Annotated in this window: 23 protein-coding genes and 1 pseudogene; 13 read left to right on the top strand and 11 right to left on the bottom strand. The window is 68.1% G+C overall.

The annotated features are described in order from the left end of the window. Positions 1–216: 216 nt before the first annotated feature. Positions 217–1,170, bottom strand: coding sequence for a GNAT family N-acetyltransferase (locus AB0I23_RS15240; protein WP_359109648.1), 954 nt, complete (start codon positions 1,168–1,170; stop codon positions 217–219). A gap of 147 nt (positions 1,171–1,317) precedes the next feature. On the opposite strand from AB0I23_RS15240, the gene AB0I23_RS15235 reads away from it, so the two are divergent. The 5 genes from AB0I23_RS15235 (at position 1,318) to AB0I23_RS15215 (ending at position 5,276) form a co-directional block, all read left to right on the top strand. After that, positions 1,318–1,728 carry a VOC family protein gene (locus AB0I23_RS15235; protein WP_359109647.1) on the top strand — a complete coding sequence of 137 codons (411 nt, stop codon included), beginning with the start codon at positions 1,318–1,320 and terminating at the stop codon, positions 1,726–1,728. A gap of 358 nt (positions 1,729–2,086) precedes the next feature. Then, entirely contained in the window at positions 2,087–2,551 is a 465-nt protein-coding gene (locus AB0I23_RS15230) for a helix-turn-helix transcriptional regulator (protein WP_359109646.1), read from the top strand. A 5-nt stretch (positions 2,552–2,556) separates the two neighbouring features. Next, positions 2,557–3,183, top strand: a complete 627-nt coding sequence (locus tag AB0I23_RS15225) for a glyoxalase (RefSeq protein ID WP_359109645.1) — start codon at positions 2,557–2,559, stop codon at positions 3,181–3,183. Positions 3,184–3,544: 361 nt separating this feature from the next. Then, positions 3,545–4,000 (top strand): pyridoxamine 5'-phosphate oxidase family protein, encoded by a 456-nt coding sequence (locus AB0I23_RS15220; RefSeq protein WP_359109644.1) that lies wholly within the window; start codon positions 3,545–3,547, stop codon positions 3,998–4,000. Positions 4,001–4,679: 679 nt separating this feature from the next. Continuing rightward, positions 4,680–5,276: a dihydrofolate reductase family protein gene (locus tag AB0I23_RS15215; protein WP_359109643.1), complete on the top strand. Its 597-nt coding sequence runs from the start codon at positions 4,680–4,682 to the stop codon at positions 5,274–5,276. 714 nt (positions 5,277–5,990) lie between these two features. Here the strand turns inward: AB0I23_RS15215 and AB0I23_RS15205 are convergent. Then, complete coding sequence (locus AB0I23_RS15205; protein WP_359109642.1) at positions 5,991–6,596, bottom strand: TetR/AcrR family transcriptional regulator; 606 nt, start codon at positions 6,594–6,596, stop codon at positions 5,991–5,993. 120 nt (positions 6,597–6,716) lie between these two features. Here AB0I23_RS15205 and AB0I23_RS15200 point away from each other — a divergent pair, with 120 nt between their 5' ends. Together AB0I23_RS15200 and AB0I23_RS15195 are read left to right on the top strand one after the other, a co-directional pair. Next, positions 6,717–7,301 (top strand): dihydrofolate reductase family protein, encoded by a 585-nt coding sequence (locus tag AB0I23_RS15200; protein ID WP_359109641.1) that lies wholly within the window; start codon positions 6,717–6,719, stop codon positions 7,299–7,301. Between the two features lie 64 nt (positions 7,302–7,365). Next, a complete protein-coding gene (locus AB0I23_RS15195) occupies positions 7,366–8,748 on the top strand; it encodes a serine hydrolase domain-containing protein (protein WP_359109640.1) in 1,383 nt (460 codons plus the stop codon). A gap of 47 nt (positions 8,749–8,795) precedes the next feature. Here AB0I23_RS15195 and AB0I23_RS15190 read toward each other — a convergent pair whose 3' ends face one another. Genes AB0I23_RS15190 through AB0I23_RS15180 form a run of 3 tightly spaced genes read right to left on the bottom strand, consistent with a single transcriptional unit; the run spans position 8,796 to position 10,945 of the window. Beyond that, positions 8,796–9,959: a winged helix DNA-binding domain-containing protein gene (locus AB0I23_RS15190; RefSeq protein ID WP_359109639.1), complete on the bottom strand. Its 1,164-nt coding sequence runs from the start codon at positions 9,957–9,959 to the stop codon at positions 8,796–8,798. 46 nt (positions 9,960–10,005) lie between these two features. Next, positions 10,006–10,458: a GNAT family N-acetyltransferase gene (locus AB0I23_RS15185; RefSeq protein WP_359109638.1), complete on the bottom strand. Its 453-nt coding sequence runs from the start codon at positions 10,456–10,458 to the stop codon at positions 10,006–10,008. A gap of 28 nt (positions 10,459–10,486) precedes the next feature. After that, on the bottom strand, positions 10,487–10,945 hold the full coding sequence (locus tag AB0I23_RS15180) for a MarR family winged helix-turn-helix transcriptional regulator (RefSeq protein WP_359109636.1): 459 nt from the start codon (positions 10,943–10,945) through the stop codon (positions 10,487–10,489). A 137-nt stretch (positions 10,946–11,082) separates the two neighbouring features. Between AB0I23_RS15180 and AB0I23_RS15175 the strand changes: the two genes are divergently transcribed. Together AB0I23_RS15175 and AB0I23_RS15170 are read left to right on the top strand one after the other, a co-directional pair. Continuing rightward, positions 11,083–12,294, top strand: a complete 1,212-nt coding sequence (locus tag AB0I23_RS15175) for an MFS transporter (RefSeq protein ID WP_359109635.1) — start codon at positions 11,083–11,085, stop codon at positions 12,292–12,294. Between the two features lie 65 nt (positions 12,295–12,359). Then, a complete protein-coding gene (locus AB0I23_RS15170; protein ID WP_359109634.1) occupies positions 12,360–12,788 on the top strand; it encodes a GlcG/HbpS family heme-binding protein in 429 nt (142 codons plus the stop codon). A gap of 180 nt (positions 12,789–12,968) precedes the next feature. On the opposite strand, the gene AB0I23_RS15165 is transcribed toward AB0I23_RS15170, so the two are convergent. The 5 genes and pseudogenes from AB0I23_RS15165 to AB0I23_RS15140 all read right to left on the bottom strand — a co-directional run bounded on the left by AB0I23_RS15165 (position 12,969) and on the right by AB0I23_RS15140 (position 17,807). Beyond that, the gene (locus AB0I23_RS15165) at positions 12,969–13,859 is read right to left on the bottom strand and encodes a GNAT family N-acetyltransferase (RefSeq protein ID WP_359109633.1); all 891 of its coding nucleotides are present in this window, start codon (positions 13,857–13,859) and stop codon (positions 12,969–12,971) included. Between the two features lie 755 nt (positions 13,860–14,614). Continuing rightward, positions 14,615–15,094 carry an NUDIX domain-containing protein gene (locus AB0I23_RS15155; RefSeq protein ID WP_037702185.1) on the bottom strand — a complete coding sequence of 160 codons (480 nt, stop codon included), beginning with the start codon at positions 15,092–15,094 and terminating at the stop codon, positions 14,615–14,617. A gap of 53 nt (positions 15,095–15,147) precedes the next feature. Beyond that, entirely contained in the window at positions 15,148–16,044 is an 897-nt protein-coding gene (locus AB0I23_RS15150; protein ID WP_359109632.1) for a LysR family transcriptional regulator, read from the bottom strand. Positions 16,045–16,263: 219 nt separating this feature from the next. Then, a pseudogene (locus AB0I23_RS15145) lies at positions 16,264–17,382 on the bottom strand (cystathionine gamma-lyase); the annotation flags it as partial. A gap of 47 nt (positions 17,383–17,429) precedes the next feature. Next, complete coding sequence (locus tag AB0I23_RS15140; protein ID WP_037702194.1) at positions 17,430–17,807, bottom strand: phage holin family protein; 378 nt, start codon at positions 17,805–17,807, stop codon at positions 17,430–17,432. A 68-nt stretch (positions 17,808–17,875) separates the two neighbouring features. Between AB0I23_RS15140 and AB0I23_RS15135 the strand changes: the two genes are divergently transcribed. From AB0I23_RS15135 to AB0I23_RS15120, 4 genes are all read left to right on the top strand, one after another. Next, on the top strand, positions 17,876–18,193 hold the full coding sequence (locus AB0I23_RS15135) for a cupin domain-containing protein (protein ID WP_037702197.1): 318 nt from the start codon (positions 17,876–17,878) through the stop codon (positions 18,191–18,193). A 126-nt stretch (positions 18,194–18,319) separates the two neighbouring features. Beyond that, positions 18,320–18,532: a DUF5326 family protein gene (locus tag AB0I23_RS15130; protein ID WP_359109631.1), complete on the top strand. Its 213-nt coding sequence runs from the start codon at positions 18,320–18,322 to the stop codon at positions 18,530–18,532. A gap of 246 nt (positions 18,533–18,778) precedes the next feature. Then, a complete protein-coding gene (locus AB0I23_RS15125; protein WP_359109630.1) occupies positions 18,779–19,540 on the top strand; it encodes an IclR family transcriptional regulator in 762 nt (253 codons plus the stop codon). A 101-nt stretch (positions 19,541–19,641) separates the two neighbouring features. Then, positions 19,642–20,079, top strand: a complete 438-nt coding sequence (locus AB0I23_RS15120) for an SsgA family sporulation/cell division regulator (RefSeq protein WP_037702202.1) — start codon at positions 19,642–19,644, stop codon at positions 20,077–20,079. Positions 20,080–20,160: 81 nt separating this feature from the next. Here the strand turns inward: AB0I23_RS15120 and AB0I23_RS15115 are convergent, their stop codons facing one another. Beyond that, positions 20,161–21,492, bottom strand: coding sequence for a YibE/F family protein (locus tag AB0I23_RS15115; protein WP_359109629.1), 1,332 nt, complete (start codon positions 21,490–21,492; stop codon positions 20,161–20,163). Positions 21,493–21,610 lie beyond the last annotated feature (118 nt).

Here is a 21,610-nt window from a genome sequence, read left to right as displayed (position 1 = left end):
CGCTTGAACTCCGACGTGTACCGCTTGCTCATGTTGCTCTTGCCACTCAACCTGGACTGCTTCCTCCGGGACCCATCCGTCCCAGTATCAGGCTGTCCACTTCAGAGGGGGAACTTCAGTGCTGAGGCTTCCCCGCCACGCCGACGGCGCCCGCCTACGTCAGGTCGTCGCCCGAGCCGACGTGGCCTGACCATCGACTACCCGAACGACGAGTCCTCAGCCCACGGTCGTGGTTTTGATGAGCGGCGCGTCCCGCGTGAACTTCCGGAACCCGACGCTGTAGTACAGCCCGCGCGCCTGGGGATGCCCCGGCGCACCCAGGCAGGCGACCGTCATATGAGTGGCCCCGGCCGCCCGCGCCAGACGCATCCCGTGCAGAAGCATCGCCCTTCCCAGCCCCAGACGCCGGTAGTCCGGATGCGTCCCGACCGGCTCGAACTCAGCGGTCTTGTTCGCTTCGTCGAGCCACATGATCGTCGAGGATGCCATCGTTCCGTCCGGCGCCTCCACCAGGATGTGCAGGTCGCCGCGGTACGCCGCCGTCTGCCGGACGCCCTGGTAGTTCTCGGCCGTGTACGTCGAGGGAGCCCAGGCGTCCAGATGGGCCTGGACCGCGGCCTCTGGCCCGGCCTCGTCGGCGGTGCGGAACCGGAATCCGTCTGGCAGTACCGGCTGTTCCAGGTCGGTGAGGTCCCGCTCGTTGAGCTGGGTCCAGGACCCGGTGTCGCCGAGCGAGGCCGGGTCGGTCACATAGCCGTGCGCCGCCCATCGCTTCAGGGCGAACTCATCGGCGCCGCTCGGTATCACCGTACGCTCGATGTCCCCCGCCGTACCGTCGTACCAGTCGATCACCTCGTCAACCAGCCCGGCATGGTCGGGATGGACCTGATACGCCAGATAGGCGCCGGTGACGTCCTTCACCGACCCGTCGTTCCGCCTCACCTGGTGCGGAAGATGGGCCCAGCTCCACGCCACCAGATCCCCGCCAGAGAACCACAGCCGACGCGTCCAGCTTGCGCCGTCGCTGGCGTGCCCCTTGCCCCAGTTCCAGGCCAGCTCGCCGAACGACGCGTCGCTGTTCACCAGGTCCGGGCGGGTGGCGGTGACACGCTGTGCCAGACTCTGCATGAGCTGCACGTCCGCGGCGGTCACAAGCTCGAAGTTCGCCATGGTGCGCCACTGTGTCAGGACCCGGTAAAGCTGTCGAACCGTTTTCCGGGGCCGCCGATCGCGGCGCGCGAAGCGCATAGTCGTGGTGGCCGGATCGATCAGGAATCGAGAAGCGCGGGTCTGGGAGCCGCACTTAGCCTGAGCATCATGGACATCACCATTCACACGAGCTTCCTCCCGCATGAAGACCCGGACGCGTCCCTGGCTTTCTACCGCGACGCACTCGGCTTCGAGGTCCGCAGCGACGTCGGACAGGGAAAGATGCGCTGGATCACGGTCGGCCCCGTCGGCCAGCCCAGCACGTCCATCCTCTTGGCGCCGCCGGCCGCCGATCCTGGGGTCACCGAGGACGAGCGCCGCACCATCGTCGAGATGATGGCCAAGGGCACCTACGGCTGGATCCTGCTGGCCACCCGGGATCTCGACGGCACTTTCGAGAAGGTGCAGGCCGGTGACGCCGAGGTCGTCCAGGAGCCGACCCAGCAGCCGTACGGCATCCGCGACTGCGCCTTCCGCGACCCCGCGGGCAACCTGGTCCGCATCCAGGAGCTTCGCTGAGCCGGCCGGTCAACGATTCGGCCATGACGGTCGACGTCGCGACCACCTGCGAAGAAGACGGCGGCCGGCGCTTCCAGGCCGCTGTCCTCGACCACCCCTCGGCGGCCGCATCATCGCAGAGGTACTCGCGATATCGGCCGCCGAGGCCGAGGAGCGCACGCCGGCCGCCAACAAGGGCGGCGTCTGCATCCTTGCCGAGCCGACCACCGGCCTCCATCCCAACGCCGTCGAGCAGTTGCTCGGTCTGCTCGGCCTGCTCGTCGACTCCGGCAAGCCGGTCATCGCCATCGAGCACCTTGCCGCCAGCCTCGGCATGCAACCCAGGTGCTCGCGGACATCGATGAAAAGGAGTTCTCTCATGTGTCACCCCTCGTGGGGGCGCGCACGCACCGCGGCGCAGCGCCAGAGCGACCTCGCGCGGCTGCGCCGCGTCCGCGACCGGATCGACCGGGAGTACGCGCAGCCGCTGAACGTCGAGGCGCTCGCCCGCGGCGTGAACATGTCCGCCGGGCACCTCAGCCGCCAGTTCCGGCTGGCCTACGGCGAGTCGCCGTACACGTACCTGATGACGCGTCGCATCGAGCGCGCGACGGCACTGCTGCGTCGTGGCGACCTCAGCGTCACCGAGGTCTGCTTCGCGGTCGGCTGCTCATCGCTGGGCACCTTCAGCACCCGCTTCACCGAGCTGGTCGGCATGCCGCCCAGCGCCTACCGGCGCCGCGCAACAGGCGTTGCGGCGGGGATGCCGCCGTGTGTGGCAAAACAGGTGACCAGACCGATCAGGAATCAAGAAGCGACGGGCGCCGAGCCGCAACTAGCGTGATGGCCATGGCATCCATCGAATCCGTCACCCTCGACGTGGCCGACCCCACGGCCGCCAACCACTTCTACACTGCCGCCTTCGGTTTGGACACGCAGATACGCCTGCGGGCCTCGGAGGCCCCCACAACCGGCTTCCGTGGGTTCACGCTGGCGCTCACGGTGTCCCAGCCGGCCACCGTCAACAGCCTCATCGACGCCGCCCTCGGCGCCGGCGCCACGCCGCTGAAGCCCGCCTCGAAGTCGTTCTGGGGCTACGGCGGTGTCGTACAGGCCCCGGACGGGACGATCTGGAAGGTCGCGACCTCGGCGAAGAAGGACACCGGCCCTGCCACCCGGCGGGTCGACGAGATCGTGCTCCTGCTGGGAGTCGCGGACGTAGCCGCGAGCAAGCGGTTCTACGTCGACCAAGACCTTGCCGTGGCGAAGAGCTTCGGCCGCATGTACGTCGAGTTCGCTGCTGGGTCGAGTCCCGTCAAGCTGGCGCTGTACAGGCGCCGTGCTCTGGCCAAGGACGTCGGCGTCTCTCCCGACGGCACCGGATCGCACCGGCTCATGATCGGTGGCGATGCAGGGCCTTTCACCGACCCGGACGGGTTTGCATGGGAGGCCGCATCGCCGGCACCCACGCTCTGATGTGTCACTGCTGCCTGCCCTGCCTGCCCTGCCTGGTCGCCGGTCACGAGACAGCCGCCGGGCTCGCGGCGGTCCGGGTGCCGAACCGATGCGCCCGCCGCGGCCGATCACCGTCGTCACTCGGACCGAGTGGACCGCCCGCCTCGCCGGCCATGGGGTTCGGGTACTGTCGCCGCCGAGCAGATACGTACATACGTACGCTTCGTGGTCCACAGGGCCCACGAGAGGGCGGTGTGCGCGAGGCCGTCAGGGCGCTGGAGGCCGTGACGTCCGCGAAGCCCGCGGCCCCGGTGAACCGACCGATGACCGACGGAGCCCGTCCCCTGAAGGAAGGGCTCTCCACGAAGTGACTGGAGGAAGCATGACGGGCGCGCCGCCGCGTGGACTTGAGGAGAGGCTGCGGGACACTCGCGCGAAACTGGAGAGCGACGTCGATCTCTGGGCCGCGACGTCGGGTTCTCCGGGCGGCGTCCATCTCGTCCCGCTCTCGTACCTCTGGGACGGGACCGCTTTCCTCGTCTCGACGCCGCGCGCCTCGGTCACCGGCCGCAACCTGCTGGCGGACGGCCGGGTGCGACTCAGTCTCGGGCCGACCCGCGACGTCGTCCTCGTCGACGGCACCGCCGAGCCGGTGGACATCGCCGACCTCGCCCTCAGGACGGGCGACGCGTTCGCGACCAAGACCGGTTTCGACCCGCGCGAACTCGACGAGCCCTACCAGTACTTCCTGATCCGGCCGCAGCGCATCCAGGCCTGGCGTGAGGCGAACGAGCTGCGAGGACGCGACCTCATGCGCGAAGGCCGCTGGCTCGGCTGACCGCCGCACGGAACACCCGACCCACCCGGCGAGCGCCGCGGCTGAGGACGTGGACTTCCAGCGGGGACTCCTCACTCGGATCGAACAGAGCTGACGCATCTCAGACGTCTCCAGCACCGACCTCCGTCGGGAGAAGCACGTCACACCCCGTGATCGTCGGCGGCCAGTCGTCTCCCGGCAACTGGCTTCCGGTGGGAATTCCAACGGGCCGCTGTCACACGTGACCGCGGCCCGCGAGGAAAGTCCGCGATCCCGTCCTTGAGACCGGAAGCCCCATCATGGGCTGGTGACGACGTGGATGCGCTGCTGCTGAACTTCCCTTCTCGGCACGGGAAGTCCACCACCCCGAGCAACTGGCCCCCGACCAGTTTGAGGAGGTCTGGGAGACTGCCCGCCAGCACCTCACGGCTCTGCCGTCGTGACGCCTGACGCGAGCCAAGAGGAAATGCCACTCGTCCTGAGACAAGAGCGTCTGGCCACGGTGTGAGACAGGCCGAGAACCCGCTGGTCAGCGCGACGCTCTAGGCCGCGAGCTGCGAGACCTGCACGGGTCCTTAATGTCGCCGGCTCACCCCCTTCCGCCTCGTGGCGAATGCGGGATGGAGCGGGAGCGATGATTTTGGAGGGGAGCCGGAGTCTCTCTTGCAGTAGACCCGGTTGAGGAAGAGGAGCGAGTCCCGTGCGCATCGTGATCAGTGAGTTCATGAGCTTGGACGGCGTCGTGCAGGCGCCGGGTGGACCCGACGAGGACACCGACGGTGGCTTTGCCCACGGCGGCTGGTCGCACCGGTTCTTCGATCCGGAGGTGGTGGGCGGTGCTTTCGATGACGCGCTGGCCAAGGCCGAGGCGCTGTTGTTCGGGCGCCGTACGTGGCAGTCCATGGCCGCGGCGTGGCCCGAGCGAGCCGGGGACCCGTTCGCCGACCGGATGAACGCCATCCCGAAGTACGTCGTGTCCGAGACACTGGGCGATGCCGTGCTGACGTGGGACAACAGCACGCGCATCCCCGGCGACAAGGCCGTCGACCGCGTCCGTGAGCTGCACGAGACCGATGGAGGCGACCTGTTGGTCATGGGGAGCCCCACGCTCGTGCGCACCCTGCTGCGCGAGGGCCTGGTCGACGAGCTCAGACTTATGATCATGCCGGTGATCCTCGGCGGCGGGAAAACGATCTTCCCCGGCGACCGCGCGTTGCGCCCAATGGAGTTGGTCTCCACGGTCACCAACGGTGCGGGCGTACAGGTGTGCACCTACCGGCCGGTTGCCGAGGGGTAGGCGCCGGGTCGATGGGGCGTCGGCCCTGGTGCGCAGCGTCATGCGGGCCAGTTGTCCGGCCGGCTCCTGGTCGAAGCACTCCAGGGCCGCCGTTCGGTGCCCTATCAAGGCGAGGCGGGTGGCCTTCCCGACCTCGCGCGACGCCCTCCAGGACGCGAGCCCGCTTCGGTCGGTGCGGCCGACAGCACGCCGTCAGTCGTTCTTTGTCCGCCCGCGTCGCAGGCCGGAACCCATGTCGACCGGGCGTGCCACGGTGAGTTCGGCAGCAGACGAACGCCGTTGTGGCGGACCGGGGCGATGGACACGGTTGCTGGGCCGTCCCGCGCGCGGAGCGGCGTCATCGACAAGGAGGTGTGCAGCACATGCTCAGGAGCCGTCAGCACCCGAACTCGTGCACTGCCATGCCACCAGCCGCTTCTTCATGACAGAGACATCTTGTCGATTCGCATACCCCGCTGACCGACCCCGACCGCGGCGCTGAAGGCCGAGGTGATCCGGCAGGCCGTCGAGTGCCACCCGCATCTCGCCGGTCTGCTGACAGACACGGCCGACAGCAACCGGCCCATGCGCGCGATCAACGACGCGTTCGGTTGTCTGCCGACCCATACATCGCTTCTCTACCAGCTCGATCGGTAGACGCGATGCCGCATGGCAGGGGCAGCTCTCTCGTCCTGGGAGTGCAGCCCCTGCCATTTGTTGCCCTGTCCGGGCGGCTCACCTCGCCGGAATGATAAGAGTGACCACCGTCTCCACAATCCGGTCCAGGGTGGCATCGGTGTGGGGACCGTCGTCGGTGTCGCCCCCGGTGAGCACGTCGGGCAGCGTGAAGTGCTCCAGCAGCAGGCCCGTCATGGCGAGATACAGCACGAGGAAGGCGTCGGCGTCGCCCGGCAGTCCCGCTTCCCGGTGGAAGCGGGCGCTCTCGTCCAGATTGGCGCGGAAGGTCCGGTTGAGCCGGTCGCGGAGGGCGGGGCGCCGGGTGGCCTCCAGGCGCAGTTCCAGCATGGCGAGGTAGCTGGTGCGATCGGCGGCCATGCGCTGCACCAGCCATCGCATCAGTTCCGTGACCAGCTCACGCGAGGGAGCCGGGCGCATCGCCTTCTCGACTCCGGCCGGGTCCGGTGTCATCCGGTCGGTGATCCGGGCGCCGGCTTGCATGAACAGGTCGTCCCGGTTGGCGAAGTAGTTGGACGCAGTCCCGACCGGTACGCCCGCCCGTGTGTCGACCGCGCGGAAGGTGAGCCCTCGCGCACCCTCGTGCGCCAGCACCTCGATGGCGGCATCGACGAGTGCTGTTCTGCGCTCCGGGTTCCTGACCATGTGTGTCTCCTCTTCCTTCGGTCCCTCTGCGGAAAGGGGCTTGCGCAACCACTACATGTGAAGCACTATGAATGAAGTGTTTCACATGTCCGAGCCAACGCCACATTGAACGGGGATCCTGTGCGAAAGCTGACCTACTTCATTGCCTGCTCCATCGACGGCTTCATCGGTGACCCGAGCGGCGATGCGTCGTCCATGTACCGGTTCCTGGACAAGGAGTTTCTCGACTACCTCAAGTCCCAGTATCCGGAGACGGTTTCGACCGCAGGCCGCAGGCAGCTGGGATTTCACGGCGTCAGGAATCAGAAGTTCGACACCGTGATCCAGGGAAGGGCCAGCTACCAACTGGCCCTGGACGTCAACATCACCAGCCCGTATGCCCAACTGCGTGAGCTTGTGGCATCCCGGACCATGAAGGAGTCTCCGGACCCGAACGTCGAACTCGTCTCCGGCGACGTGGTCGGCAGGGTGCGGGAACTCAAGGCGGAGGAGAGCGGCCTCGGGATCTGGCTCTGCGGTGGCTCACAGCTCGCGGGGGAGCTGCTCGACGAGATCGACGAGCTCGTGATCAAGACGTATCCGCTGGTCTACGGCTCGGGTATGCCGATGTTCGGATCGGATTTTGCGGCCACGGAGTTCATGTTGGATTCGGTGGCCGCCTTCGACAGCGGAGTACTGGTCAGGACGTACAGCCGCAAGCGCTGACCCCCAGGCCCGCGGGCTTCGAAATCGGGTCGCCGCCGACTCGCTGTGCCGGTACTTGTTGACCATGACCTATTCCTCAGAAGAGTTGCTTCCCGGTACGCAGCGGGCGCTGCTGCACCGCATCGCCTCCGCACAGGTCGAAGGCCGTACGCCCTCGCTCGTCGCTGCGGTGCAGCGCCGGGGCCGGATTGTCTGGAACGCATCGCGCAGTTGCGTCGACGGTCACGCCCCCGACTCCGATACGCAGTTCAGGATCGGTTCCCTGACCAAGACCTTTACAGCCGTGCTGGTCCTGCGGCTGCGTGACGAGGGTCTGCTCGATCTCGACGACCCGCTGGAAAAGCACCTGCCGGGGACAGGCGTCGGCGGGGTCACCGTCCTCCAACTACTGGGCCACAGTGCGGGGCTGAGCGCCGAGTCGCCCGCGCCCTGGTGGGAGCGGACGCCGGGAACTCTGCGCCCCGAGCTCGCCGATGTCCTCGGCGAGCAGGCGCGGATGCATCCTCCCGGCCGGCGTCACCATTACTCGAACCCCGGCTACTCAGTGCTCGGGGCGCTGATCGAGGCGGTGCGTGGCGCATCGTGGGCGGAGGTGCTGCAGCGCGAGATCCTGGAACCGTTGGGCATGCGTCGTACGAGCACCCAGCCACAGGCGCCGCACGCGGGTGGCTGGGCCGTCCACCCGTGGGCCGATGTCATGCTTCCCGAACCGGCGGAGGACCTCGGTCTCATGGCACCGGCCGGGCAGCTCTGGTCCACGGCCACCGATCTTCTCCGGTTCGCCTCCTTCCTTGCCGAGGGGGACGACCGGGTACTCGGCGCTGCCTCGGTGGAGGAGATGCGCGCGCAGTCGGCGCCGTCCGCGTCCAGTCCCGGGGAGGGGGCTTACGGTCTCGGCCTGCAGGTCGTACAACAGAGCGGCCGCACCCTGCTCGGGCACACCGGCTCGCTGCCGGGGTTCCTGGCCACGCTCTGGTTCAGCATCGAGGACGATGCAGCCGCCGTGGTTCTCACCAATGCCACTTCCGGGCCGCTCGCCGCTACGATAGCCGCAGACCTCGTGGAGATCGTCGCTGAGGCCGAGCCGCGCATCCCTGAGCCGTGGCGCCCGCTGCCCGAGGCCGACCCGGAACTTCTCGCGCTGACCGGATTCTGGTACTGGGGCACACGCCCGAATGTCCTGCGCCTGACTGCAGACCGGGGTCTGGAGCTGGGGCCGCTGCGTGGCGACGGCCGCGGTGCCCGATTCGTCGCGCAGCCGGACGGTAGCTGGATCGGCCTGGACGGGTACTACGCCGGGGAAACGCTCCGCGTCGTCAAGGCCGGTGACGGCAGCGTGAGCCACCTCGACCTGGGATCGTTCGTCTTCACGCGTGAACCGTACGATCCCGAGTCGGTCGTTCCTGGTGGGGTCGACGCGGAGGGCTGGCGGGGCCTCGGCGCCTGAGCGTTACGTCGTCACGTCGTCACGTGAAACGTGACGACGTGGCCCGCTCAGGCCGTCAACTCCCTTTCCAGCGGCGTGCGGAAGCGTGGAGTGATCCGCGTTTCCCCCACCCACTCCGACAGCCGGGACGCCTCCGCCTCGATCGCGGCGGTGGCCTCCCGGCCGACGTCGGACAGCAGTCGCCACACCGGCTCACCGTCGGCGCGCTGAGCCCAGCCGCCCACGATCTCGCCGTTCCACCACACCGTCGGGCCGATGTTGCCGGCCCGGTCGAAGAGTGCCGCCCGGTGCTCGGCCGGAAGATGGAAACCGCGATCGGCCCAACCCATCGCGCTCGGGTCGAGGGCGGGAAGCAGTGCCGCCCACGGCTCCAGGGCCGGTTCGGGCTCTGTGTCCCCCGGGGAGATCCAGCCCGTCGCGCCGCTGTCGAGCCGCACCTTCTCGGCGCCGGTGGCTGCCAGAGCACTGCGTACCTGGCCGAAACCCCAGCCCGTCCACCACTTCAGATCTGCCTCGGTCGCGGGGCCGTACGAGCGGAGATAGCGCAGGGCCAGTTCAGCCTGTGCCTCTGAGAGCTCCTGGGCGGGCCATGGCTCAGCCGTCGTCCAGCGGAACTGGCTGGAGGTCCAGGAGCCGCGCGGCCGGTGCCGGCGGATCAGGCCTTCGGCTGCCAGCACCCGCAGAACACGGGTGGCGACACCCTGCACCGTCTCCTGCTTCTTACCGGGAAAGACCGTGATCTTCGTACGCAGCGCCGGCACGGCGGCGGACAGTTCGCTGCCGGTGGCCGAGCCGCGCGCCGTCAGGGCGGACAGGGTCGCCTTCTCCGTCTCGATGAGCCAGCTCTCGTCCAGTCCGTTTCCGTCGTCCCGCAGGTGTTTGAGGAAGGTCCGGCGCTCCTTGGCTGCCACGGCCCGGGCGTTCGACGCGTCGACATACGGGGCGAGCCCGCTCGACACCGTGAAGAGGGTGTTGCGCATGGAGAGCAGCCGGACCAGAGAGACATCCTCGTAGAGAGCCCGCTCCACTGTGTCCACGCCGGCCTCGGCGAGCCGGGCACAAGTGGAAAGAATGACAGTGGCCGCGTCGGTGGCGTGCAGGGCAACGACCGCGTCGGCCACGGACACCGCAGAGGGAACCCGCACGGAGGGCGCCAGGAGGTGACGTCGGCCGAGTCTGGCCCGTCGTTGCGTGTCGCAGATGGCGTGCACCGAGCGCTCCTTCGGTCCGTCGGATTCTGTGGATTCCGAGCTGCGGTCACAGAGCGAGCTTGAAGCCTACGTGACTGGCGGTGAACCCGAGCCGCTCATAGAAGCGATGGGCATCGGTCCGGGTCGCATCGGACGTCAGCTGGACCAACTGGCATGTCTGGCGCCGGGACTCGTCCACCGCCCACTGGATCAGCTGGGTGCCGAGGCCACTGCCGCGCTCATCGGCATGAACACGGACGCCCTCGATGACGGAGCGGGTCGAGCCGCGCCGGGAGAGCCCGGGGATCACCGTCAGCTGCAGGGTCCCGACAACACTGCCTTCGCGTACGGCGACGACCAGGTGCTGGTTCGGGTCATCGGCGAGTCGCTGGAAGGCGGCGTGGTAGGGGGCGAGATCGTCCGGCGACTCGCGCTGTGCGCCCAGCGGATCGTCCGCGAGCATGGCCACGACGGCCGGGATGTCGATGAGGGCCGCAGGGCGTATTTCCAGATCGCTCATGATCGGCAGACTACGCAGTTCAGGCGGCCTACGCGGGGACCTTCAGCTCTTCGACCGCCGTGACGAGCGGGGCCAGCTCGGGGTTCCTGGCCGCCTCGTCGAGGGCGGCGCGCAGCGCCGCGTCGTTGGTCGGCCGGGCCTGGGCGAGCAATGTGAGGCCGGCATCGGTGACATTGGTGTAGATGCCGCGGCGGTCGGTGTCGCAGAGATACCGGGTCAGCAGCCCGCGGTCTTCGAGGCGGCTGACCAGACGGGTGGTGGCGCTCTGGCTGAGCACGACCGCGTCGGCGACCTGCTTCATCTGCAGATGGCCGCCCGGGCCGTTGTGCTGTCGGCTCAGGACGTCGAGCAGGGAGTACTCCCGCACGCTGAGCCCGTGCCCGGACTGCAGGGCCCGCTCGATACGGGACTCGATCTTGCCGTGAAGCAGGGAGAGGGCGCACCAGCCCTGCGAGAGGGCAGTCAGTGCAGGGTCCGTCGCTGTCATGGTCTCTCCTCCGTGCGGAGCCGCTTGCCTCCAGGATAGAGGACGTCTGCAATAGCCCGCGCTTGCAATTAATCGCGTATGCAATTATTGTGGACGCTCGTAAGGCGCAGACGCAATCTCCTGGGAAGGTGAAACCCATGCCGCTCGCGCTCCTCGCCCTCGCCATCGGGGCATTCGGTATCGGAACCACCGAGTTCGTGATCATGGGGCTGCTCCCCGAGGTCGCTGCGGACTTCCAGGTCTCGATTCCCACCGCAGGATTCCTGGTCACCGGCTATGCACTCGGCGTCGTACTCGGCGCTCCACTGATGACGGTTCTCGGTACGCGGGTCACCCGCAAACGCATGCTCATGCTCCTGATGGGGCTGTTCGTCGTGGGCAATGTGATGTCCGCCGTCGCTCCCGTCTTCGGCGTGATGCTCGCCGGGCGAGTGATCGCCTCGCTCGCCCACGGTGCCTTCTTCGGCATCGGATCGGTCGTCGCAGCCGATCTGGTCGCCCCGGAGAAGAAGGCCGGCGCGATCGCCATGATGTTCACCGGCCTCACCGTCGCCAATGTCGTCGGCGTACCGCTCGGCACCTACATCGGGCAGAGCGTCGGCTGGCGGACCACGTTCTTCATCGTCGCGGCCCTCGGAGTCGTCGGCCTCCTGGGCGTGGCCAGGCTGGTGCCCGAGCAGCCGAAGGCCGAAGGCGTGCGGCTCCGTCATGAGCTGGCCGCGTTCCGCAATGTGCAGGTGCTGCTTGCCATGGCGATGACCGTTCTGGGCTTCGGCGGAGTCTTCGCCGCGATCACCTACATCACGCCGATGATGACCGAGATTGCCGGCTTCTCCGCGTCTTCCGTCACCTGGCTGCTGGTCCTCTTCGGGCTCGGCATGGTCGGGGGCAATCTGCTCGGCGGTAAGTTCGCCGACCGCCACTTGATGCCGATGCTGTACGTGTCGCTGGGCGCCCTGTCCGTGGTCCTGGCACTCTTCACCCTGACCGCCCACAACAAGATCGCGGCAGCCGTCACCATCGTCCTGATCGGTGGCCTGGGCTTCGCGACCGTACCGCCGTTGCAGAAGCGGGTTCTCGACCAGGCGGCGGGGGCCCCGACCCTCGCCTCCGCCGTCAACATCGGCGCCTTCAACCTCGGCAACGCGCTCTCGGCGTGGCTCGGCGGCCTCGTCATCGTCGCCGGTCTCGGCTACACCGCACCCAACTGGGTCGGCGCCGCACTGGCTGCTTCCGCACTGGTCCTCGCCGTCCTTTCCAGCGCCCTGGAGCGTCGGACGGTCACACGCAGTCGGCTCGTCGCCGGGCACATTCCCGAGCCGGTCGAGGTATCTGCGGCTCGGCACTGACACCCCCCACAGAGCGCGCTCACCGCAGGGCGCGCACTCTCCACCGCACCAAGGAGCCATCCTTCATGAGCACCACCATCCCCACGGCCATTGCCCCGCTGACCATTCTGGACGCGGAATTGCTGGTCGCCGCGGCTCGCACCGCCGCCGAAGCCGCCGGTGTGACCGCCGCTGTGACAGTCCTCGACGCGGGCGGCCACCTGCTGGCCTTCCGCCGCGACGACCGGGCCGTTCTCATCGCGGGTGAGACCAGCACCCGTAAGGCGTACACGGCCCTTCAGCTCGGCGCTCCGACCGCCGATCTTGTCGACGCGGTCCAGCCGGGCGGGCTCTTCCACACCCTGCCGACCGCCCTCGACCGTCCGCTGCTGTTCATCGCCGGCGGCGTCCCCGTCTTCCGTGACGGTCGGCTGATCGGAGCCGTCGGCGTGGGCGGTGGCGCGCCCGAGCAGGACCACGGCTTCGCCACGGCCGCCGTGACGGCTCTCGGTTGACTCGCGAACCGCCGCTGAGGTCGCGGAAATCCATCGATGCCCGTTCTCATGTGCCAGCAGAATCAGGGCACATGAGAACGGACATCTGCGGTTTCAGCGAGTGCCGGGCCAGTTGGTACGAAAGTGCGAGCCGAGCCCGACCCGACCCGGCCGGCCCGGCGCCGCTCAGCCCGGTCCGCGTCAGCCCGTCGCCACGGTCAGCGGTGCGAAGCGACGGGTCCAGTCGCCCGGCAGGTCCGGGGACCGGTAGGTCATCACCGTGGTTCCGGAGCCGGCCGGCTGCAGACCGCACTCCCTGAGCCGGTCCAGCAGTTCTTCATGGCGTGCGTCGATGTCCGCGCGCAGGGGACGGACCGTCGCCTGCGCGAGGGAGTCGACGAGCGCCATCGCCGTGACGGTGTCCCGGGCGATCAGCGGACCGACCACATGGACACTGTCGCTCGGCCACAGCGCCGCGTAGCCGACAAGTCCGCCCTCGTCCTCTGCGACCCGGAGGTGATCTGCGAAGGCCGGCAGCCGGGCAAGGAGATGCGTCCGGTCCGCGCCGAACACCTCCGCGTCCAGCCGGAGCATGGCACGCAGATCCTCGGCCGTCGCCGGACGGACGGTCATGGTGGACGCTGCGGGAGCGCCGTCGCCGGACGCGCCGGTCAGCCGGAAGTGACCACTGATCCGCTCGACCCGGCCCACCGCTTCGAAACCGAGCTCTTCGTACAGCGGCCGCCCGGCCGACGTCGCGTACAGGCTGAGTGTCGTCTCCCTCGCCGTTTCGATCACCTGGTGCATCAGGCGTCGGGCGATCCCCTGGCGCGCGTATCGCTCGGCGACGAGGAGCATGCCGATGGCGGCGAGTCCCTGGCCGTATGAGGTCATTACACAGGCGGCCATCAGGCCTTTGCCCTCGGGATCATCGATGCCGTAGCCCGTCCCTGCGGAGAGGAGCAGGGCCCAGCGGTGCTCGTCGCGCGGCCAGCCGCGGTCCTCGCAGAGATTGGCGCAGGGGACCAGGTCTCCCCGGGTGAGGCGCCGGATGGGCGTGTCGGTGTGCGGGCGAGGCAGTGGGCTGGGCATGAGGGCCAGGCTGTACGACGCAGTGAGCGCTCGTCCACCGCTTTACCGGATCCGGCCGAGACTCACATGCGCCCACCCCTCGATACTGCCGGCGCGGCCAGTCAGCCGAGCCCGTGGTGAGGGCTCGACGGCGAGTCGCACGCGTGCGCGGTTTCACGTGAAACACGCTGCTGAGCGAGGGTGAGAGGTGATCCGGCGCAGATACGCGTTGCGCGCACGGTCCTGGGTTCCCGGTGTGGCCATGGGGGCAAGAGAGCGTAACGGGAGAACTGGTTCGGATACCCGGACTTCACGCTATTTGTCCGACCTGTAGGTGTCGCAGGCATGCTGGGGCGAGGGACCGCAGGCGGTACGTGCGGTGCCGGCGCGCTCATGCGACCAGAAGATGCTCGAGGCGAGGCAGAATTATGGATGCTCCGGCCACCATGTCGACCGGCGACGGAATTCCGAGATCTCCCGATGCGACCCTGATCCACCACACCGTGGCGGAGAGGATTACTTCTGTCGCGGACCAGGCCACCTTGTACTTCTACGCCCTGCTCTCGTGCGCCACCCCGATCTGCGGGCCATGTTACCGGCCGCGATGGATGCTCAGCGCGGCCGCCCGGGATGATCCGCAGAGGCGTGGGTGTCCTCAGACGGATCGGTATGCCGCCCGAGCGCATCCGGCACGACTCCGTCGAGGAACTGGCGCTCGTGAGCCCGAGGTGGCCACGACGGTCCATCCCATCCGCGTGGAGCCTCCGGGCTCAGGATCAGCCCAGGTCCGGCGCGTGCATCGCTCGTACACCCTCGATGTTGCCGTCCAGGTAGTGCCGCAGTGACAGCGGCACGAGATGGACGGCGGCGATCCCGATCCGGCTGAACGGCACCCGTACGACGTCGTACTCGCCGCATGGATCGTCGATCTCGGGGCCGTGCCGCCGGGACAGGTCCATCGAGTCCAGCCGGCAGACGAAGAAGTGCTGGACCTTGACGCCCTTCACCCCACCGCCCTCGATATGTTCCACGGTGTCGACGAAGCAGGGGACCACATCGGTGATCTTGGCGCCGAGCTCCTCGTCCACCTCGCGGTGGAGGGCGTCGACGACGGTTGCGTCCTCGGGCTCGACCCCGCCGCCCGGCGTGAGCCAGTACGGATCCACCCCCGGCTTGGTGCGCTTGATGAGGATGAGGTCGTTGCCGTCGAGCAGGATGGCGCGTGCGGTGCGCTTGACCACAGGACGTTCGGTCATGGCAAGAGAGTGGCCCACAGAACCCTTTCTGAAACACCCGCCCTGCCGTCGGGTCACCAATCGACGGCGGCACGCACCAGCCACTCGTGCGCCCGCGCGATGTGCGGCAGCGCGAGTGTGCCGGTCCGCGCGGCCAGGAAGTAGGTGCGCAGTGGCGGCACGGGCGGGTCCAGGAGCGCCACCACCTCGCCGCGCTCCAACGCCCCCTCGCACAGATAGCGCGGCAGTACGGCCAGTCCGGCGCCCGCCGCGGTGCACTCCAGGACCGCGCGCAGATCCGGCGCGATGACGGTGCCCGCTGTGGCCGGCCGGCCGTCGAAGACGGCGGCCCAGTAGCGGGAGACGAGCGGGAGGCTCTCATGCACCTCCACCACTGGCAGCTTCTGAAGCACCACGGGGCCCTTGCGCCGCAGCGCTCCGGGTCCGAGGCGTGCCGCCCAGCGCGGGGCGGCGACCAGCACATGCTCTTCGTCGCAGAGCGGAGTCGCGGTGAGCAGACCACCACGCGGCCGGGCCGTCGCGATGGCCAGATCATGATGTCCGGCGGCGAGCCCCTCCAGCGCCTCATCGGAATTGGCGAGGAACGTGCTGCGCAGGGTGAGGCCCTGGGAGATGAGCGGGGTGAGAGCGGGCAGTGCCCGCAGCGAGGTGAATTCCGGCGGACCGGCCAGATGCAGTGTCCGCACGACCGACTCCTCGTCGAGCCCCGTCTCGGCGATCTCGACCAGTGCGTCCAGATGAGGAGCCGCCCGGTGCGCGAGCTCGTCGCCCATGGTGGTCGGGGTGACGCCGCGGGCCCTGCGCAGGAAGAGCGGGCGGCCCAGCTGCCGTTCCAGCGTACGTATCTGCGAGGTGACCGCGGGCTGGGAGAGACCGAGCAGCGCGGCGGCCCGGGTGAAGGAACCGGCCCGGTGCACCGTGACGAATGTGCGCAGCAGGGCCAGGTCCATGTCCGGTTCCCTCCCGCCCTTTCGACGCGTCCGACCCGAACAATCATAAATATGTCGATAGGTCGCTGTCGCTACTGTGATTGGACACTGACGCAGAGTCAATTAGCCTTGTCCAGGCGGTTCTTCGTCCGTGGAACCGGGACGGTCCGAGCCACGAGGGGGGAGGCTCGGACCGTCTGTACCGCTGGCTCCTCTCTGTCCTGACCTGTCCCCCCAGCCCATCGCCTCGTCGAGGGCCCGCTCCACGTCAGCGATCAGGTCGTCCGCGTCCTCGGCCCCGACCGAGAATCGGATAAAGCCCTCCGGTACGGCGTCGCCGCCCCAGCGCGCCCGCCGTTCGGCGGTGGAGCGGACGCCGCCGAAGCTGGTGGCGTCGTCGACGAGCCGCAGCCCCGCCAGGAAGCGCTCCGCGATCTCGCGGTCGGGCAGTACGAACGACACCACGGAGCCGAAGCGCCGCATCTGCCGCACGGCGACCGGGTACGAGGGGTCGGTGGGCAGCCCGGGATACCGCAGCCCGGTCACCTCCTGCCGTTTGTCCAGCGCCTCGGCGAGAACGAGCGCGGTCGCGCACTGCCGGTCGATCCGCAGCTCCAGCGTGGCCAGCGAACGGTGCGCGAGCCAGGCCTCCATCGGGCCGGGGATCGCCCCGACGACCTTGCGCCAACGCCGTACACCCGTCGCCAGCGCCGGATCCCGGCACGTCACGTGGCCGAGCAGGATGTCGCCGTGCCCGGTCATGCCCTTGGTGTCACTGGCCACGGAGAAGTCGGCGCCCAGCTCCAGAGGGCGCTGTCCGAGCGGGGTGGCGAGCGTGTTGTCGACGGCCACCAGAGCTCCGGCCGTGTGTGCGGCGTCGATGACCCGCCGCAGGTCGCAGACGTCGAGTCCCGGATTGGACGGCGTCTCGATCCACAGCAGCCGGGCCCCTTCCAGGACCGCAAGCTGTCCGTCGCCCCCGGTCGGCGCGGTCCGCACCTCGACTCCGTACGCTTCCAGCTGCTCACGCACCAGCGGCAGCGCCTGATATCCGTCGTCGGGCAGGACGACCGTGTCGCCGGTACGGGCCTGCGACAGCAGTACTGCTGAAATCGCCGCCATTCCGGAGGCGAACACCGTGGTCTCGACGGCCTCTCCCGGCGCTTCGAGCTCGCCGATGGCCTGTTCCAGATGGGTCCAGGTCGGATTGGTGTCCCGGCCGTAGGTGTACGGACCGGTCGGCTCGCCGGAGAGATGGAAGTGCGCGGCGAAGACCGGACCGGGCAGGGTGGGTTCGTACTGCTCCGGGTCGGGAAGGCCTGCCCGTACCGCCCGGGTGCCGTCGCCCATGGTGCTCATGCTGTGCCTCTGTTCTCTCTGTGCTCTCTGGTCTGTGCGGCGTCGGATCAGTCCTCGTCGGGCAGGACCACGTTCAGTGCCCACGACACGATCGAGATGATGAGGCCGCCGAGCACCGCGGTCCAGAAGCCGTCGACATGGAAGCTGAGATGGAACTGGCCCGCCAGCCAGGAGGTCAGCATCAGCATCAGCGCGTTCACCACAAGGGTGATCAGCCCCAGCGTGAGTATGAACAGCGGCAGGGTGAGCACCTTCACGATCGGCTTGACCACGAAGTTCACCAGCCCGAAGAGCAGGGCGACCAGGATCAGGGTGAGCGCCTTGCGACCGGTGCTGCCGCCCGACAGTGTGATGTCGTCCAGCAACCAGATGGCCACGGCCAGCGCACCCGCGTTGGCGATCGTCTTGACTACAAAATTCTTCATGTGTCTGATCGTGGCAGACATGATCGGTGGCGGACACCGGCTGAACAGAAGCAGGGAGCGGACGGGCCATGAAGGCATTCAGGCTGGACGAACTCGAGGCGGAACGTGCCGCCAACGACGGCGCGTACCTGCAGTTCCTGCGGGAGCGGAACATGTCCGTCGGCCTGTACGCGCTGGACGCCGGCGAACTCGACCCGCAGCAGCCGCACCAGCAGGACGAGGTCTACTTCATCGTCAGCGGCCGTGCCTCGATCACTGTGGGCATGGAGACCACGCAGGTGGGCAGGGGAAGCGTGGTGTACGTACCAGCCGGCGTGGCCCACAAGTTCCACCACATCACCGAGGATCTGCGGGTCATGGTGGTCTTCTCTCCGCCCGAGAGCTGACCGGGCTCTCAGGGATCCCTCGGGGTTCGATCAGGGGAGATCAAGGGCTCCGGAGCCCCCGCCGGCGACCCCCGCGCCTCTAGCATCGAATCAGGTACTCACAGGAATGGGGTAGGGACGATGGCTGTGCGGGAGATATTCACGGGGATGCCCTGGTGGGTGAAGTGGGTCGCGGTGCCCGTCATCGCGATCGTGGTGTTCGGCGGCCTGATCGCCAGCTTGATCGGGTTCGTGATCGGTCTGCTCTTCAAGGCCCTGGTCTTCGTCATCCTGGTCGGCGGCCTCGTTTTCGTCGTACGGAAGTTCATGTCGTCCTCGTCCTCGCGCGGAGACTGGTAGAGACGGGCGGTCACCAGTCGGGCAATTAGCCCAGCTGGGCTAAGCGCAGGACGAAACGGCGCCTCCTGCTGACGCGGCCGATACAGTGGCAGTCCGCTGCCGCCGCCTGGGAATTAGCTGTCTGTTGCCACTGTGACCAGTGGATTGTGCGTACGTCCGGCCTCCGGACCTCAGGATTGCGGCAGGACCGTGGGGGCGGCCCCCACGGACGGGCCGACCGCCCGTCGCCATGCCTGGGGGTGACTTTTGACCACGGCATCGAGTACCGCTGTTCCGACGTTGATCGGTTCGGTTCAGCGGGCGTTGAGGCTGTTGGAGGCTGTGGGCGCCCATCGGGACGGGGCGCCCGCGAAGCAGCTCGCACGGGAAGCGGGACTTCCTCTTCCCACCGCCTATCACCTGCTGCGCACCCTCACCCACGAGGGCTATCTGCGCCGCGAGAACGGGGTCTTCCTCTTCGGCGCTGCCGCCGAGAGGCTCGTCGACGACGGCGGTCTGCGGAATCGGCGCAGCAGAATGACCCAGTCGCTGGCCCGCTGGCGCGACATCATCGGTGCACCGGTGTACTGCGCCGTCTACCGTGAGGGTGAGATCGAACTCATCGCGGTCGCCGACAGCCCCGCGGCGGATGAGTGGGCCTCGTTCCGGGAGACCGGGCATGCCCACGCGCTCGGTCAGTGTCTGCTCAGCCGGCTCGACGAGAAGGCCCGTGAAGACCATCTGGACCGTCATCCTGTGCAGCCACTGACCCGCTATTCGGTGCGGGACCGACCGGCGCTTCTTGAGCGGTTGAGGTCGTTGGAGCGAATGGAACCTGTCATCGAACGACAGGAGTACACCCTGGGGACGGTCTGCGCGGCCATCCCGCTCATGGCCGGATTCGCCGCAGCCGCCATGGCGATTTCCATGCCTCTCGACCAGGAAGATCGATTGCTCCCCGCAGTCGAACGACTACGCGGCGAAGTGGCAAGCCTCTTGCGCTCGTTCGTTTTCTCTATCAGTATCTGAAAAATCACTCCTTGTGATCTGCTATCGCGTGCACCACGATGGCGTCAATAGGGCCATGGGGGATCATTCCTGGCCAGATTCATCTACTGCGGGGTTGGACGATGCGCGAGTCGGTTCAAGCTGAGGTCATGATGAGCTTTCTCGTTTCCGAGGAGCTCTCATTCCGTATCCCGGTGGAGCTCCGGTACGAGGTGTGCGATCCGTATGCGATCCGGATGACCTTTCACCTGCCCGGCGACGCCCCCGTCACCTGGGCTTTCGGCCGTGAGCTGCTGCTGGATGGTCTCAACAGCCCCAGCGGCGACGGTGATGTGCACATCAGTCCCACCGAGCCTGAGGGGCTTTCCGACGTACACATCCGGCTACAGGTCGGGACGGACCGCGCCCTGTTCAGGGCCGGTACAGCGCCGCTTGTCGCCTTTCTGGACCGCACGGACAAGCTCGTGCCCCTCGGACAGGAGTGCACGCTGAGTGACTTCGAGGGCAGTCTGGAAGAGGCGCTGGGCCGGATCCTGGCCAAGGAACAGAACGCCGGCTGAGGAAGACCGCACGGACGGCCTACCGGCCGATTCGAACGCAGTCTCTGCCGAACGGGTGAAATGTGCTCCGCGTCGAGGTGCTCAATGCCTCGCCCTGCGACGCCGGCCCCTCCCGCTCCGTACGGGTGCCGAAGCTCCTGCTTCCGCGTCGAGTCCTGTGCGGTCGGCGGAGACGACCAGTGCCGCGAGCACCGTCGTCACCGGCACCGAGGCGACCAGTCCGATCGAACCGACCAGCGTCCGGACGATCTCCTCCGCCACCAGCTCGCTGTTGGCCACCGTCCCCACGCTGCTCTGCGCGATCGAGAACAGCAGCAGGAGGGGAAGCGCGGCGCCTGCGTAGGCGAGCACCAGCGTATTGACCACCGAGGCGATGTGGTCGCGACCGATCCTGATCCCTGCCCGGTAGAGCCTCCGCGCACCCATGGCCGGGTCCGCCTGGTGCAGCTCCCAGACCGCCGACGTTTGGGTGACCGTCACGTCGTCGAGAACACCGAGCGAACCGATGATGACGCCGGCCAGCAGCAGGCCGCTCAAGTCGATGTGCGGGTAGAGGCCGTGGATCAGACCGGTGTTGTCGTCGGTGTTCCCCGTCAGGCTCGCCCAGCCGATGAAGAGCGAACCGAGCAGCCCGATCAGCAGCAGTGAGAGCAGCGTGCCGATGACCGCGACCGAGGTACGGGCGGTCAGGCCGTGGCACATGTAGAGCGCGATGAGCATGATCGCGCTGGCCCCGACGACCGCGACGAGCAGCGGATTCGACCCTTGAAGGATCGCGGGGAGGATGAACAGGGTCAGTACGGTGAACGACACGGCGAGCGCGACCAGCGCCATCAACCCACGCATTCTGCCGACCACGACCACTGCGAGAGCGAAGATCCCGGCCAGCAGCGCCATCGGGAACTTCCGGTTCACATCCGTCACGGAGTACTGCAGATCATGGGGCGCGTCCGGGGCGTACGCCACGACCACACCCTGACCCTCGCGCAACTGCCGAGGGGCGTCGGGCTGAATGATCTCGACGAACCTGCGCCCCTTGTCGTGCCCGGTCGTCACCTCGACCGTGGCCTTCTCGCACAGTTTCTGGCCGGCGCCCGCGCCCCCCGACGGCGTCGTGGTGCCGCCCGTGACCGGCGTCTGCGCGGCGTTCACGTCCTTGCAGTCGACCTTGCCGACGCTCACCACCTTGCCCTGCTGGGTCTGCCGGTCGAAACCGACACCGGTGCGCTCGTGCGCGGGCGCACCGCCCGGCCAGAGGACCATCAGGCCGACAACGACCGCCGTGGCGAACGGGATCAGCACGGCCGCGATGACCTTGCGCAGATGTTTGGAGACCGGTGCAGCGGGGCCGTGGCTGTGCGAGTGTCCGTGCTGATGGTCCTGCAGTTCGGGGGCCCTCTGAGGAGACGTCACCGGGCGATCATCGCAAGAAGGAAGGGGCCCTCTGTCCAGCACACCCGGACAGGCGCTAGCGTGAGGACACCTTTGCACACGCGGGAGCTCGGAGCACCGGGCTGAGAGGGCGCTGATA

Source organism: Streptomyces atratus, assembly GCF_040655115.1.
Lineage (GTDB): Bacteria > Actinomycetota > Actinomycetes > Streptomycetales > Streptomycetaceae > Streptomyces > Streptomyces atratus_D.
Note: the sequence above shows the minus strand (reverse complement) of the source record. Positions and strands in the feature narration are given on the sequence as shown.